Source organism: Thioclava sp. PTB-PU3-1, from assembly GCF_055666785.1.
Genome location: NZ_JBVNVL010000002.1, coordinates 789,344 through 802,701, shown reverse-complemented (window position 1 = coordinate 802,701; position 13,358 = coordinate 789,344). Strand labels below are relative to the sequence as shown.

Annotated in this window: 14 protein-coding genes and 1 tRNA gene; 7 read left to right on the top strand and 8 right to left on the bottom strand. The window is 63.5% G+C overall.

Going from position 1 to position 13,358, the window contains the following annotated elements:
- Positions 1–50 precede the first annotated feature (50 nt).
- Both ACZ7GB_RS09400 and ACZ7GB_RS09395 read left to right on the top strand, forming a co-directional pair.
- Positions 51–1,076, top strand: a complete 1,026-nt coding sequence (locus ACZ7GB_RS09400) for an SH3 domain-containing protein (RefSeq protein WP_472158406.1) — start codon at positions 51–53, stop codon at positions 1,074–1,076.
- Positions 1,077–1,117: 41 nt separating this feature from the next.
- Positions 1,118–1,528 (top strand): hypothetical protein, encoded by a 411-nt coding sequence (locus tag ACZ7GB_RS09395; protein WP_472158405.1) that lies wholly within the window; start codon positions 1,118–1,120, stop codon positions 1,526–1,528.
- 6 nt (positions 1,529–1,534) lie between these two features.
- Here ACZ7GB_RS09395 and ACZ7GB_RS09390 read toward each other — a convergent pair whose 3' ends face one another.
- From ACZ7GB_RS09390 to pdxH, 8 genes are all read right to left on the bottom strand, one after another.
- Positions 1,535–1,876, bottom strand: a complete 342-nt coding sequence (locus ACZ7GB_RS09390; protein WP_075775641.1) for a zinc ribbon domain-containing protein YjdM — start codon at positions 1,874–1,876, stop codon at positions 1,535–1,537.
- Between the two features lie 103 nt (positions 1,877–1,979).
- The gene (locus ACZ7GB_RS09385) at positions 1,980–2,594 is read right to left on the bottom strand and encodes an HD domain-containing protein (protein WP_246832055.1); all 615 of its coding nucleotides are present in this window, start codon (positions 2,592–2,594) and stop codon (positions 1,980–1,982) included.
- Between the two features lie 264 nt (positions 2,595–2,858).
- On the bottom strand, positions 2,859–3,104 hold the full coding sequence (locus tag ACZ7GB_RS09380; protein WP_078520114.1) for a hypothetical protein: 246 nt from the start codon (positions 3,102–3,104) through the stop codon (positions 2,859–2,861).
- A gap of 148 nt (positions 3,105–3,252) precedes the next feature.
- Positions 3,253–6,912 carry a vitamin B12-dependent ribonucleotide reductase gene (locus ACZ7GB_RS09375; protein WP_472158403.1) on the bottom strand — a complete coding sequence of 1,220 codons (3,660 nt, stop codon included), beginning with the start codon at positions 6,910–6,912 and terminating at the stop codon, positions 3,253–3,255.
- Between the two features lie 525 nt (positions 6,913–7,437).
- Positions 7,438–7,514, bottom strand: a tRNA-Pro gene (locus ACZ7GB_RS09370).
- 40 nt (positions 7,515–7,554) lie between these two features.
- The gene (locus ACZ7GB_RS09365) at positions 7,555–8,046 is read right to left on the bottom strand and encodes a DUF192 domain-containing protein (RefSeq protein WP_472158402.1); all 492 of its coding nucleotides are present in this window, start codon (positions 8,044–8,046) and stop codon (positions 7,555–7,557) included.
- Complete coding sequence (locus ACZ7GB_RS09360; protein ID WP_078520559.1) at positions 8,016–8,552, bottom strand: cold-shock protein; 537 nt, start codon at positions 8,550–8,552, stop codon at positions 8,016–8,018. Before ACZ7GB_RS09360 ends, ACZ7GB_RS09365 begins: the two co-directional genes overlap by 31 nt.
- 137 nt (positions 8,553–8,689) lie before the next feature.
- Positions 8,690–9,313 carry a pyridoxamine 5'-phosphate oxidase gene (pdxH, locus tag ACZ7GB_RS09355; protein ID WP_078542894.1) on the bottom strand — a complete coding sequence of 208 codons (624 nt, stop codon included), beginning with the start codon at positions 9,311–9,313 and terminating at the stop codon, positions 8,690–8,692.
- Between the two features lie 163 nt (positions 9,314–9,476).
- On the opposite strand from pdxH, the gene fabI reads away from it, so the two are divergent.
- The 5 genes from fabI (at position 9,477) to ACZ7GB_RS09330 (ending at position 13,295) form a co-directional block, all read left to right on the top strand.
- Positions 9,477–10,298: an enoyl-ACP reductase FabI gene (fabI, locus tag ACZ7GB_RS09350; RefSeq protein ID WP_472158401.1), complete on the top strand. Its 822-nt coding sequence runs from the start codon at positions 9,477–9,479 to the stop codon at positions 10,296–10,298.
- Between the two features lies 1 nt (position 10,299).
- A complete protein-coding gene (locus ACZ7GB_RS09345; protein ID WP_078547756.1) occupies positions 10,300–10,917 on the top strand; it encodes a LysE family translocator in 618 nt (205 codons plus the stop codon).
- Between the two features lie 11 nt (positions 10,918–10,928).
- On the top strand, positions 10,929–11,435 hold the full coding sequence (gpt, locus tag ACZ7GB_RS09340; protein WP_075775650.1) for a xanthine phosphoribosyltransferase: 507 nt from the start codon (positions 10,929–10,931) through the stop codon (positions 11,433–11,435).
- A gap of 3 nt (positions 11,436–11,438) precedes the next feature.
- Positions 11,439–11,957 carry a DUF2127 domain-containing protein gene (locus ACZ7GB_RS09335; RefSeq protein WP_078547759.1) on the top strand — a complete coding sequence of 173 codons (519 nt, stop codon included), beginning with the start codon at positions 11,439–11,441 and terminating at the stop codon, positions 11,955–11,957.
- Positions 11,958–12,113: 156 nt separating this feature from the next.
- Positions 12,114–13,295, top strand: a complete 1,182-nt coding sequence (locus ACZ7GB_RS09330; RefSeq protein WP_472158399.1) for an aminotransferase — start codon at positions 12,114–12,116, stop codon at positions 13,293–13,295.
- Positions 13,296–13,358: the final 63 nt, after the last annotated feature.

Sequence of the window (13,358 nt, the reverse complement as noted above, 5' to 3'; positions counted from 1 at the left end):
TGCTACACTCCCCGATGACGCGCGCCATAAACCAAAGAGGGAGGATCGGTATGAACCGGTTTCTGGGTTATGTCTTCGTCGCGGCTTTGTCGTTCACCACACCTGTCCTTGCCGAGGAGATGCGTGAGGTTCCGGTCTATTTCTCAGCCGGAGCGGATAACGCGGTTCTGAGCGACCGCATCAAGGGCTATGACAGCGTGATCTACACGATCGGCGCCGAGGCCGGTCAGACGATCGATATCAAGCTGTCCACGAACCACACCGCCACGTATTTCAACCTCTACGGTCCCGGGAGCGGCCCGGGCGATCAGGCGATCATGACCAGCCAGTTAACGCCCGAGCTGAACCACTACACAGGCACGCTGCCCAGCTCGGGAACCTACAAGATCTCGGTCTACATGATGCGCTCGGCGGCGCGGCGCGACGAGGTTGCGAATTTCGACATCCGGATCGGGATCACCGGGAAGACCGGCGCGATCGTGCAGGGCGATTATGCCGACGGGCTGCAGGGCGGGCCGGATTTCTGGGAGGTCCAGACCGGCGACATCAACGATCCGCTGAACCTGCGCGCGGGGCCCTCGACCGGGGCGGCGATCCTCGGGCGGTTCCCCGAGGGGGCGATCCTGCGCAACATGGGCTGCCGGATGGCCGAGGGTCAGCGCTGGTGTCAGGTCGCGGCCACCGAAGGCTCTCTGACCGGCTGGGTCGCCGGGCGCTACCTTCGTGAAGGCTCCGCCCCGCCGCCACGCGTGGCCGAACCCGAGACCCGCGATCAGCAGGTCCAGTTCGCCCCCGGCACGAGCGGCGCGGTGCTGAGATCGACCCTCGCCGCCGGAGCCGCGGTGAACTACCGGCTCGGTGCTCGGGAAAAGCAGTTCCTGACGGCGCAGCTCCAGACCGACTCGCCTGCGGTGCATTTCAACATCTTCACCCCGGACGGCGAGCTTCTTTACGAGAGCCGCGGCGGCAAGCGCGACTATCGCGGACAGCTCTGGCTCAACGGCGAGAACCGGATCACGGTCTACAATATCGGTGACGCCCCGGCCCCCTTCACGATGATCGTCGGGATCGAGTGAGCACGCGGGCGTAAACCGGTGAGAGCAGTTCGATGACCATGATGACGACACTCACACGCAGGGCCGCAACCGCGATCCGGGCGAGCGTAACCCTGATCGCGCTCGCAGCCTGCGTTCCAGAGCCACCCGACGGTCGGCCAAGCCCGCTCGATGGGCACTGGGTCGGAAGGTACACCCCCCAGACCATGCATGTGATGGATCGCCCCTGCACGCCGGGCTATGGCGGGATACTCATCCAGGACGGCCGGCTTTCGGGCCAGGCCACCAACACCTACGGAGCCTCCTACAGGATTTCCGGGCATGTCGTCGGAGCCGACCGGATCGTCGGGAATTTCTACTTCCGGACGCGCTCTGTCGGCTCGCTCAAGGGGCACCTCGTCAAAGGGCGCCTCGTGGGGAATTATGAAAACGTCGATGGGTGCAGGGGCAGCTGGGTCGCCACGCGTCAGTGAGGAGGCTTACTCGGAAACCTTTTTCACGAATTGCGACTTCAGCCCCATCTGACCGATGCCGGGCACCTTGCAGTCGATGTCGTGATCGCCATCCACGAGACGAATGCCACGCACCTTGGTGCCGACCTTCACGACCGAGGAGGAGCCCTTCACCTTGAGGTCCTTGATCACGGTCACCGTGTCGCCGTCGTTCAGTACGTTGCCGACCGCGTCGCGCACCTCGGCAGGCGCATCCGCGTCACCCGAGGCCGACCATTCATGGCCGCATTCGGGACAGATCAGGAGGGCGTCCATCTCGTAGGTGAAGGACGAATTGCATTCGGGGCACGGGGGCAAGGTATCGCTCATGGGTCATGCCCTTAGTCTCACGCGCCTGTTATCGCCAGAAAAATCGTTCACCTGCGACAAAAAGCGGGAGAGGACCGGTGCGACCGGTGCGGTCCCAGCCCGCTCAGGCCGGGTCTGGCAGGCCGTGAACCTCGCCCGCGCGCAGCACCTCGGGCGCATAGGCCTTGCGGGCGAACACCTCGCGGACATCCTCGACGAAGCTCTCCAGCGGGTCCATCGGATAGGCCGGATCGAAGCTCGACTGATCCCAGCGCTCGCAGAATTGCTCGCAGCTGTTGTAGCAGGGATGATCCTTGAATTTCTGGCGCTCTTCCGGGTCCCAACCGTAGTGATGGCCGTAATAGGCGATCTGGAATATGCCGTGATGCTCCACCACCCAAGAGACCTCTTCGCGGACATAGGGGCGCAGGATTTCAGCGGCCATCCGATCGTGGTTCTGCGGGGCGAGCCGGTCGCCGATATCGTGCAGCAGCGCCGCTACGACCCAATCGAGATCCGCCCCGTCGCGCCGGGCCCGCGTCGCCGCCTGCAGCCCGTGTTCGAGCCGCGTGATCTGGTAGCCCGACAGCGTCTCCTCCGCCTGCGCGGCCAATTCGCGCAACAGCCGGTCCGCCGTCCCTGCAAGGAAGGGCTTTTCCAGCTCTTCGAGCAGTTCGTAATCCTCGCGGGTGCCGTCTTTCATCTGGGTGAAGGAGACTGTCGGTCCGGATGCGGTCATCTGCGGTCCTTCCGGTTGCGGGTTTCGATCCTCGGCCCCCTCGGGCCCCTGCGCATATCGTGACGCGAGGCCGCGCAAATGACCAGAACCCGCCCCTGCCCTCTCCGCAAGAAATAATGCGGCCCTCTCCGGGGGGTTGGAGAGGGCCAGTTTCGCCGATCAGGCTCATTCGTTGACCGCCCGAGCTTATCGTCGTTTTGCCTGGGCCTTCTCAGCGTCTGGGGCGAGCGCACCCGCCCCGGATCTCGTTTTCGCGCGCGGCGCTTAGTGCAGCGCCATCTCGCGCGCGGTCATCAGGGTGACGGTGGTCGCACCGCCTCCCATGCGGATATCGGTCACGTCGAGCGCGTGGTGATCGAGGTCGCCGCCGAGGCAGGCGATCTCGATGCCGGTGAAGGTCGCGTCGATCAGCGAGGTCAGTTCCTCGCCCACCAGCTCGGCCTCGATGCCACCGGGAATCCGGCGCGTGGCTTTCGGGGTCACCTTCTTATTGCCGACGATCAGATCCAATTTCCGCTCCTTTTGCCGCCTTTGGCGGTCGTTCTGTCCCTCGGCCCGCCATGCGAATGGGCCCCAGCCTTCACGTCCCAGTCCCCGCCACGCGGATCGCGTGGCGTCGTCGTCGGGGCCCCGGCCGCCAGACCGAGACCCCTGTCCCTCAAGAGCAACCGCTGGTCGCCCCGCAGGTGTTGCACTTCATGCAGGTGCCGTTGCGCACGAGCGTGTAGTTGCCGCAATCGCCGCAGGCCTCGCCCTCGTAGCCCTGCATCTTCGCCTTGGCGCGCGCATCCATCTGGACACCGCCAGAGGAGACCGCGGTGGAGCTGGACGCACGGGCCTGCGCGCTTTGCGCGGGCATCTGCGAGGTCACGACGTCCACACCGCCCTGCAGCACCATCAGCTCTTGCGGCAGGCGCTTGCGCAGGTAACCGGTCGAGGAAATCTGACGCAGCACTTCGAGCGATTTCGACGCGTTCTCGGACATCGGCTCGACATTGCCATCGGCGCGCTTGCCCTCGTTTTCGCCGCCGCCCAGATCGTCGAAGCTGGTGCCCTGCGGCTTGATATGCGCAAGGTCGGTGCGGTCGAGATAGGACACGGCCAGTTCGCGGAACACGTAATCGAGGATCGAGGTCGCGTTCTTGATCGAGTCGTTGCCCTGAACCATGCCGGCGGGTTCGAACTTGGTGAAGGTGAAGGCGTCCACGAACTCCTCCAGCGGCACGCCGTATTGCAGGCCGACCGACACGGCGATCGCGAAGTTGTTCATCATCGCCCGGAAGCCAGCGCCTTCCTTGTGCATGTCGATGAAGATCTCGCCCAGCGTGCCGTCGTGGTATTCGCCGGTGCGCAGATAGACCTTGTGGCCGCCCACGACCGCCTTCTGGGTGTAGCCCTTGCGGCGCTCGGGGAGCTTCTCGCGGTGGCTGCGCACGATCTCCTTGACCAGCACCTTCTCGACGATCTTCTCGGCGAGCACGGCGGCTTTTTCCTGGGTCGAACCGGTGGCGAGGATTTCCTCGGCCTCCTCGTCATCCTCGACCAGGGCTGCGGCCAGCGGCTGCGACAGTTTCGATCCGTCACGATAGAGCGCGTTGGCCTTGATGCCGAGCGACCAGCTGAGCTCGTAGGCCGCTTTCACGTCTTCGATCGAGGCGTGGTTCGCCATGTTGATCGTCTTCGAGATCGCGCCCGAGATGAAGCTCTGCGCGGCGGCCATCATGTAGATGTGGCTGTCGACGCTGAGGTAGCGCTTGCCCTTCTTGCCGCAGGGGTTGGCGCAGTCGAACACGCTCAGATGCTCGTCCTTCAGGTGCGGCGCACCTTCCAGCGTCATCGTCCCGCAGACATGGTCGTTTGCGGCGTCGATCTGCTTCTTGGTGAAGCCGAGGTGACGCAGCATGTCGAAGGTCGGATCGTTCAGCTTCTCGGCCGGGATGCCCAGCGTCTGGGTGCAGAACTCCTCGCCCAGCGTCCACTGGTTGAAGACGAAGCGGATATCGAAGGCGGTCGGCAGCGCGGCCTCGACCTTCTCGATCTCGCGCGGGCCGAAACCGTGGCCGATCAGCGCCGTGGTGTTGATGTCGGGGCAGTTGCCGAGGCTGGCGTGACCCACGGCATAGGCGATGATCTCTTCGATCTGCGCCGACCCGTAGCCCAGCGTTTCGAGCGCGCCCGGCACCGAGCGGTTGATGATCTTGAAGTAGCCGCCGCCTGCGAGCTTCTTGAACTTCACCAGCGCGAAGTCCGGCTCGATCCCGGTGGTGTCGCAATCCATCACGAGACCGATCGTCCCGGTCGGCGCGATCACCGACACCTGCGCGTTGCGGTAGCCATGCTTCTCGCCCAGCGCCAGCGCCTCGTCCCAGGCTTGGGTGGCGAGTGCGACCAGATCCTGATCGGGGCAGCCCTTGTGGTCGAGCGCGACCGGCTTGGTCTCGAGCGCCTCGTAGCCGTCGGTCTTGCCATAAGCCGCGTTGCGGTGGTTGCGAATGACGCGGAGCATATGCTTGGCGTTCTTCTCGTAGCCCGGGAACGCGCCCAGCTCGCCCGCCATCTCAGCCGAGGTGGCGTAGGAGACACCGGTCATCACGGCGGTCAGCGCGCCACAGAGCGCCCGGCCCTCTTTGCTGTCATAGCCCAGACCCATGTTCATCAGCAGGCCGCCGATATTCGCGTAGCCGAGGCCCAGCGTGCGGAAGTCGTAGCTGCGCTGCGCGATTTCCTTCGAGGGGAACTGCGCCATCAGCACCGAGATTTCCAGCGTCACGGTCCACAGGCGGGTGGCGTGCATGTAGCTTTCCGCGTCGAACTTGCCGTCCTTGTAGAAGGTCAGCAGGTTCATCGAGGCGAGGTTACACGCCGTGTCGTCGAGGAACATGTATTCCGAGCACGGGTTCGAGCCGCGGATTGCACCGTCTTCGGGGCAGGTGTGCCATTCGTTGACCGTGTCGTGGAACTGGATGCCCGGATCGGCGCAGGCCCAGGCGGCGTGGCCAACCTGCTCCCACAGATCGCGCGCCTTCACGGTCTTCGCGACCTTACCGTCGGTGCGGCGGATCAGTTCCCAATCGGCATCGTCCTTCACCGCCTTCAGGAAAGCGTTGGTGACGCGCACCGAGTTGTTCGAGTTCTGGCCCGAGACCGAGACATAGGCTTCCGAGTCCCAATCGGTATCGTAAGTCGGGAATTCGATCGAGCTGTAGCCCTGCCGCGCATATTGCAGCACGCGGTTGATATAGGTCTCCGGGATCATCACGCGCTTGGCGGATTTGATCGCGGCTTTCAGCGCCTCGTTCTCGCTCGGATCGACCGAGGTCTCCGCCGAACCGTCGAATTCGCGGATCGCGGTGAAGATGCCGTTAAGTTCGCGCTCATGCAGCTTGGAGCCCGCGACCAGCGAAGCCACTTTCTGCTCTTCGATGACCTTCCAGTTGACGAATTCCTCAATGTCCGGGTGATCCATGTCGCAGATCACCATCTTCGCCGCGCGGCGCGTGGTGCCGCCCGACTTGATCGCACCCGCTGCGCGGTCGCCGATCTTGAGGAAGCCCATCAGGCCCGAGGATTTGCCGCCGCCCGAGAGGCTCTCGCCCTCGGCGCGTAGGCTCGAGAAGTTGGTGCCGGTGCCCGAGCCGTATTTGAACAGGCGTGCTTCACGGACCCAGAGGTCCATGATCCCGCCCTCTTTCACCAGATCGTCCGAGACCGACTGGATGAAGCAGGCATGGGGCTGCGGATGCTCGTAGGCCGAGGTCGAGGAGGTCAGCTTGCCCGACTTGTGATCGACATAGAAGTGACCCTGACCGGGGCCGTCGATGCCGTAAGCCCAATGCAGGCCGGTGTTGAACCACTGCGGCGAGTTCGGCGCGGCCATCTGTTCGGCCAGCATGAAGCGCATCTCGTCATAGTAAGCCTGCGCATCAGCTTCCGTGGAGAAGTAGCCGCCCTTCCAGCCCCAATAGCACCAGGCACCGGCGAGACGGTCGAACACTTGCTTGGCTGAGTTTTCACCGGTGTAGCGCGCCTCTTCGGGGAGCTGAGCAAGCGCCTCTTCATCGGGGACCGAGCGCCACAGGAATTCCGGCACGCCCTTCTCTTTGACCTTCTTCAGCGCCGCCGGAACGCCGGCCTTGCGGAAGTATTTCTGCGCGAGCACGTCGGATGCCACCTGGCTCCAGCGGCCGGGCACTTCGACCGACTCATTTCGGAACACCACTTTCCCGTCGGGGTTGCGAATCTCAGACGTGGTCGTCGTGAATTCCAGCGCGCCGTAAGCGCCGGTTTCGTCGGTGGTGAACTTCCGTTCGATCTTCATTGCCCTGTCCCCGTTTGCAGTCAGTCCAATCTGGTGCCGGCGGGAGCCGCAGAAGACAAAGAAGCCCGGGCCTCGCAGTCGACACCGCGAGAGCTGCGCGCCCCGGATTCGGGGGTGCAATGTCCGAAATCTGTCCCTTGGCCCTAGGCTCCACTACATCTGGTGGGTTAGCCTCCGACACCACACAACCTGCCGTAGGCGTACCGAGCCGTCAACGAAACTTTCACCTTGAGTCAGTCCATTTTTCAGTTGACCGACCCCAAGGGAAGCGCGCTGCACGATTCCTCCACATTTGGTTAACGCATGGGCGCTGCATTGCGGCACCAATAAGGGCCAAATTTCATTGAAGATTCGGGGGCTTTGGCCGCTCATCTGGCAATTTCAATCCACAGAACGCAATATCTTGTGGATAGCCTCGCCCGGGTTGCGCAAAAATTGGGCAAAGCCGAAGAGCGTGTCGCTAGTGTCACAATCAAGAGCCTACCACTAGATATAGCGGGCCTGATTCCGGCGATTTCGAGGGGATGGTCGGGGCGGCGAGATTCGAACTCACGACCTTCTGTACCCAAAACAGACGCGCTACCAGGCTGCGCTACGCCCCGACGCCCTCTCCTTACAAAGAGGTTCGGCCCAAGGAAAGGGTCATTCGCAGGGAAATGCGGCCAGCGCGGGATCGACGCTGGGATGTGCCAGCTGCGCCCCCGGCGCGATGCCGTGGCGCGCCGCCATCCCGGCATTGATCTCGAGCACGTAGCGCACCGGTGCGCCGGAGGGAATCGGGGTGTCGTCATTGGGCGTCGTATTGGCCGCGACCTTCACCACTTCGCCCGTCGGGTCGATGAACACCATATCGAGCGGCAGCGGCGTGTCATGCATCCAGAAGGCAACCTCCCGCGCATGCTCGTAGATGAAGAGCATCCCTGCCCCTTCGTCCATCTCGCGCCGCCCCATCAGGCCCTGCGCGCGCTCGGCGCTGCTATCGGCAATTTCGACGGTGAAGCTGACCGGCTGGTCCCCGGTGCGCAGAATGGCGAGGTCATCGCGGCACTGCGCCCCTTCCGCCGCGGCGAGGCCCGGCGTTACGGCAAGGAAAAGCGCGGCGCTCAGCGCCCGGATTTCAAACCGGCATCCCATGCGAGAACCTGTGCCGCCATCCGACCGCGCTTGCCTTCGATCACGCGCAGGCACACCGCTTCGCCGGGGGTAAGATCGGCAAAACCCGACCGGCGCAGAACTTCCATATGGATGAAAATGTCCTCGTCATTCTCGAAGACATTGGCAAAGCCGAAGCCCTTGGATTTTTCGAACCACTTCACCCGTGCAGGCTCAAGCGGCAGCGCCGCGATATCGTCGAACGTGTTGTCGCCCAAATCCTCGATCGGCGCGACGGGCTCGCCTTCCGGAGGAAGAATCTCCAAAACCTCGACCGCCTGCGCGCCGCGCGGGGTCAGCTGCATCTGGACACGAATCCGCGCGTGATCGGCAATCGAGCCCTGACCGAAATTGCGCAGAACATTCGCATGAAGAAGGATGTCAGGCCCTCCTTCGCCATCGACGATGAAGCCGAACCCTTTGACAGGGTCGAACCATTTGACGGTGCCGGTCACCTCACGAAGCTCTGCCTCGGACTCCCCCAGCATATTCCATCCCGTTTGCATTCGCGGGCTTTCCTGTTCGCATTTCCTCCGCACGTCCTTCTGGAAATGCGGTGTTTAGGGGACACTTCAAGAGATTGCCCAAAGTTTCAAGACCCTATGCAATTCACGAAGCGCGAGTTTCAGGGGTTCAGGCGGGTCACAACCCACTGATCGGCAAGGGTTTGCCGGCTCCAGCGGAAGCGATCATGAAGGCGAAAAGAACCGTCTGCCCAGAATTCCAACTCCAACGGCTTGATTCTGAACCCTCCCCAAAACGGCGGTCGATCGGGATTCGCACCGTGGCTCGCGGTCACCTTCGCGACCTCCGCCATCAAGGCGCTGCGTGAACTCAGCGGCTCACTTTGCCGTGAGGCCCAGGCGCCGAGACGCGATTTCAGCGAGCGCGACTTGTAGTAGGCGTCAGCCTGCGGCCCCTCTTCGCGCTCAACCATACCGCGAACCCGAATCTGCCGGCGCAGCGATTTCCAATGCATCACGAAGGCGGCTTTTCCCGCGCTTTCGATCTCCTGCGCCTTCACCGATCCGTAGTTGGTGTAGAAGACGAAAGCCCCGCCGGAGGGCATGTCGCGCCCTTCGATTTCCTTGAGAAGAACCATACGCGCATTGGGCAACCCGTCCGGATCGACTGTCGCCAGGGCAATCGCATTGGGATCGTTGATCTCGGTGTCCGCGGCCTCATCCAGCCATGTCTGCGCGATGGCAAAAGGATCGTCGCCTGCGAAAATTCCGGTTCTGTCACTCATACTAGCCTCCAGTCTCGCCGCCGCTCGCACATCAGGCGCAACGCCCCGATCTGCAACACGATCCACACGATCATGCTTGACCGGAGGTCAGTAGCCTTGATGCGTCTCCACCTTTCGCCTAAAGCATTCGGACTTACCAGAGCGAAGCGGGGGAAAACCTGACATGTCAAACAACCTGATGGCAGGCAAACGCGGGCTGATTATGGGCCTTGCGAATGACAAATCCATCGCCTGGGGCATCGCCAAAGCCCTCGCGGATGCCGGTGCGGAGCTGGCCTTCTCGTTCCAGGGCGAGGCGCTGAAGAAGCGCGTGGGCCCGCTGGCCGAACAGCTCGGCTCCGAGATCCTCGTCGAATGCGACGTCGCCAACGGTGACTCGATCAAGGCGCTTTTCGAGACGCTGCGCACCCATTGGGACAGCATCGATTTCGTTGTCCATGCGATCGGTTTCTCCGACAAGTCGGAGCTGCGCGGGCGCTATGTCGATACTTCGCGCGAAAATTTCAAAACCACGATGGACATCTCGGTCTATTCCTTCACTGCCGTGTGCAAGGAAGCCGCAGCGATGATGAACGAGGGCGGCTCGCTGCTCACGCTCACCTATTACGGTGCCGAGCAGGTCATGCCGCATTACAACGTGATGGGCGTGGCGAAAGCGGCGCTGGAAGCCAGCGTGATGTATATCGCCGAGGATCTGGGCAAGGACGGCATCCGCTGCAACGCGATCTCCGCCGGCCCGATCAAGACCCTCGCGGCTTCGGGCATCGGTGACTTCCGCTACATCATGAAGTGGAACGAGCTGAATTCGCCGCTGCGCCGCAACGTGACGCAGGAAGAGGTCGGCAAGGCCGCGCTCTACCTGCTCTCCGATCTCGGCTCCGGCACCACCGGCGAGACGCTGCATGTCGACGCTGGCTATCACGTGGTGGGCATGAAAGCGGTCGACGCGCCCGATATCGACGTGGTCACCAAGCGGAAGGAATGAGATGACCCTCGCGGCCCTCACCGCGATCTATTTCGTGCATCTGGCCGCGGCGATGTCGCCGGGGCCAGCGGTGCTGCTGGCTGCGCGCACGGGTCTGCGCGAAGGCTTCGGACGCGGCATCTGGCTCGCGCTCGGCATCGGCCTGGGCGCGGTGATCTGGGCAGCGGCGGCTCTGTTCGGCCTCGCCCTCGTCTTCAAGGTCGCCCCTGCCCTGCTGACCACACTGAAAATCGCGGGCGCGGCCTATCTGCTCTGGCTCGCCTATAAGATGTGGCGCCATGCGGGCGATCCGATGGATGAAGAGATCCCCGACCTGCCGCGCACCCGCTCCATTCCCCGGCTGATCTGGCTCGGCGTCTCGACCCAGCTCGCCAACCCCAAACCCGCCGTGTTCTTCGGCACTGTCTTCCTGACCTTCATCCCGCCGTCGGCGCCCGCCTGGGCCTATGTCGCGATCCTCGGCATCGTGATGTTCAACGATGCGGGATGGAACGTCATCGTCGCGCGAATCTTCTCGCTCGAGAAGACGCGCGCGGCCTATCTGAACCTGAAAACCGTGATCGAGCGCTGCTTTGGCGGCCTGCTGGCGCTGCTCGGTCTGAAACTCGCTCTGAGCTGAGGAGACCCCCGATGTCCGATCGTCTGCCGCATGAAAAAGGCTTCCATGTCAGCTGGGACCAGATCCACCGCGATGCGCGCGCGCTCGCATGGCGCCTCGACGGCAAGGGCCCGGGCGACGGCAGCTGGCGCGCGGTGGTGGGCATCACCCGTGGCGGGCTGGTGCCCGCGGCGATCGTCGCACGCGAGCTCGACATCCGCACGGTCGATACGATCTCGGTCAAAAGCTACAACCATCAGGAACAGCGCGAAGCGCAGGTCATCAAGCCGACGCAAGAGAGCCTGATGGAAAACGGCGGCGAGGGCGTGCTGATCGTCGACGACCTCGTCGATACCGGCAACACGCTGAAGCTGGTGCGCGACCTTTTCCCGAAGGCGCAATTCGCCACCGTCTACGCCAAGCCGATGGGCGCGCCGCTGGTCGATACCTTCATCACCGAGGTCAGCCAGGACACCTGGATCTTCTTCCCCTGGGACATGGCGCTGCAATATGTGCAGCCGTATCGCGGCACGGACTGATCGGTGAAATTCGGCGCCCCCGGAACCCCTCTGGGTCGGTTCCTGCACTGGCTCTTCGAGGTCAGCCTGATCATCAAGGCAATCTTCGAGATTGCGGAAACGCTGTCTGGCCTCGCGCTTCTCGGCCTGCCGAAGAATGCGCTGTTCGATGCGGCGCATTGGCTGACCGCGCGCGAGCTGCGCGAGGATCCCAATGACCGCATCGCCAATGCATTCCTGAACGCGGCCCATCACTTCTCGATCCAGACGCAGGATTTCTACGGCTTCTATTTCACCAGCCACGGCTTGCTGAAACTTGTCGTCGTGCTGCTGCTGATCCGCGGGCTGATCTGGGCCTATCCGATGGCGATCGTGATGATGACGGGCTTCGTGGCCTACCAGATGTATCTCTATAGCCTGAACCATGGTGCGGGCATGCTGGCGCTGACGGTGCTGGATCTCGTTGTGATCGCGCTGACCCTGCGCGAATGGTACGTGCGGCACAACTTCGCTTGGCGCAATCACCGTGAGAGACGCAGCTAGGGCGCGCCGCCTCCCTTCGCCTGCCCGGCGATAGTTTCGCCAAGAGTAAGCGCAAACCCCTTCTTCTCGATCCAAATATCCCCGCCGGAGGCTCCCGCCTCTTGCCAAGCGCGCGACGCTCTGCTGATCTCGCGCCGATCATCCAGAAGGACCCCCATGCCGCATCCGCTCAATCCCGCCCTCGCCGCCACCTTCCCGCCCCCGGTCATGGAGGCGCGGCGCTGGCTCGACGGGGTCGAGTTCGCCGCCGATCGCCCGTTGATCAATGTCTCTCAGGCAGCCCCTGTCGATCCGCCGCCCGAGGCGCTGCGTCAGGCGATCGCCGAGGCCGCGCTGAACGATCCGCAGGCGCATCTTTACGGCCCCGTTCTGGGCCTGCCCGATCTGCGTGCGGAACTCGCGCATCAATGGGGCCTCGCCTATGGCGGCGAGATCGCAGCGCGTCAGGTCGCGATCACGCAAGGCTGCAATCAGGCGTTTTGCGCGACGCTGGCCACGCTCGCAGGTCCGGGCGACGAGGTGATCCTGCCGACGCCGTGGTATTTCAATCACAAGATGTGGCTCGACATGGCGGGCGTGCAGACGGTGCCGCTGGCCCCCGGCGCGGGGCTTCTGCCCGACCCGGAGGAGGCCGCCGCAAAGATCACCGACAAGACGCGCGCGATCGTGCTGGTCTCGCCCAACAATCCGGGCGGGGCGGAATATCCGGCCGAATTGCTGCGCGCCTTCGCCGATCTGGCCAAGCGGCACAAGCTCGCGCTGATCGTGGACGAGACCTATCGCGATTTCGACTCGCGCACTGGCGCGCCGCATGACCTGTTCTCGGATCCCGACTGGCCGCGCTATTTCATCCATCTCTATTCCTTCTCCAAAGCCTATCGCCTGACGGGCCACCGCGTCGGCGCCATCGTCGCGGGCGAGGCGCGCCTCGCCGAGGTTGAGAAATTCCTCGACACGGTCGCGATCTGTCCCTCGCAGCTTGGTCAGATGGCCGCGCATTGGGGCATGCTGCACCTGTCGCAATGGGTCGCGGGCGAACGCGCGGAAATCCTGCGCCGGCGCGCGGCCATGGAGGCCGCCTTCGCCGATCTGGAAGGCTGGGAGATGCTCGGCTGCGGGGCCTATTTCGCCTATGTGACGCATCCCGATCCCCGCCCCTCTCCTGATTTCGCGCAGGCTCTGGTGCGCGAGGCGGGCGTGCTGATGCTGCCCGGTACGATGTTCATGCCGCAAGGCGCAAACGGGGCCGCGCAGCAGATGCGGATCGCCTTCGCCAATGTCGATACGGACGGGATCGCGGCCCTTCGCGACCGGCTGGCGGGCCTCGCGCGCGGCTAGCCTTGCAGGCCAGTAATCAAAGCCCTAAACAGCGCCCAACAAACAATGCCCGAGGAGGAACCC

Excerpts from the sequence above, each read along its gene's own strand:
- gpt (WP_075775650.1), top strand. The coding sequence starts at position 10,929 with ATGTCCGATCGTCTGCCGCATGAAAAAGGCTTCCATGTCAGCTGGGAC.
- ACZ7GB_RS09330 (WP_472158399.1), top strand. The coding sequence starts at position 12,114 with ATGCCGCATCCGCTCAATCCCGCCCTCGCCGCCACCTTCCCGCCCCCG.
- pdxH (WP_078542894.1), bottom strand. The coding sequence starts at position 9,313 with ATGAGTGACAGAACCGGAATTTTCGCAGGCGACGATCCTTTTGCCATC.
- ACZ7GB_RS09390 (WP_075775641.1), bottom strand. The coding sequence starts at position 1,876 with ATGAGCGATACCTTGCCCCCGTGCCCCGAATGCAATTCGTCCTTCACC.
- ACZ7GB_RS09365 (WP_472158402.1), bottom strand. The coding sequence starts at position 8,046 with ATGGGATGCCGGTTTGAAATCCGGGCGCTGAGCGCCGCGCTTTTCCTT.
- ACZ7GB_RS09385 (WP_246832055.1), bottom strand. The coding sequence starts at position 2,594 with ATGACCGCATCCGGACCGACAGTCTCCTTCACCCAGATGAAAGACGGC.
- ACZ7GB_RS09375 (WP_472158403.1), bottom strand. The coding sequence starts at position 6,912 with ATGAAGATCGAACGGAAGTTCACCACCGACGAAACCGGCGCTTACGGC.
- ACZ7GB_RS09400 (WP_472158406.1), top strand. The coding sequence starts at position 51 with ATGAACCGGTTTCTGGGTTATGTCTTCGTCGCGGCTTTGTCGTTCACC.
- ACZ7GB_RS09395 (WP_472158405.1), top strand. The coding sequence starts at position 1,118 with ATGACGACACTCACACGCAGGGCCGCAACCGCGATCCGGGCGAGCGTA.
- fabI (WP_472158401.1), top strand. The coding sequence starts at position 9,477 with ATGTCAAACAACCTGATGGCAGGCAAACGCGGGCTGATTATGGGCCTT.
- ACZ7GB_RS09345 (WP_078547756.1), top strand. The coding sequence starts at position 10,300 with ATGACCCTCGCGGCCCTCACCGCGATCTATTTCGTGCATCTGGCCGCG.
- ACZ7GB_RS09360 (WP_078520559.1), bottom strand. The coding sequence starts at position 8,552 with ATGCTGGGGGAGTCCGAGGCAGAGCTTCGTGAGGTGACCGGCACCGTC.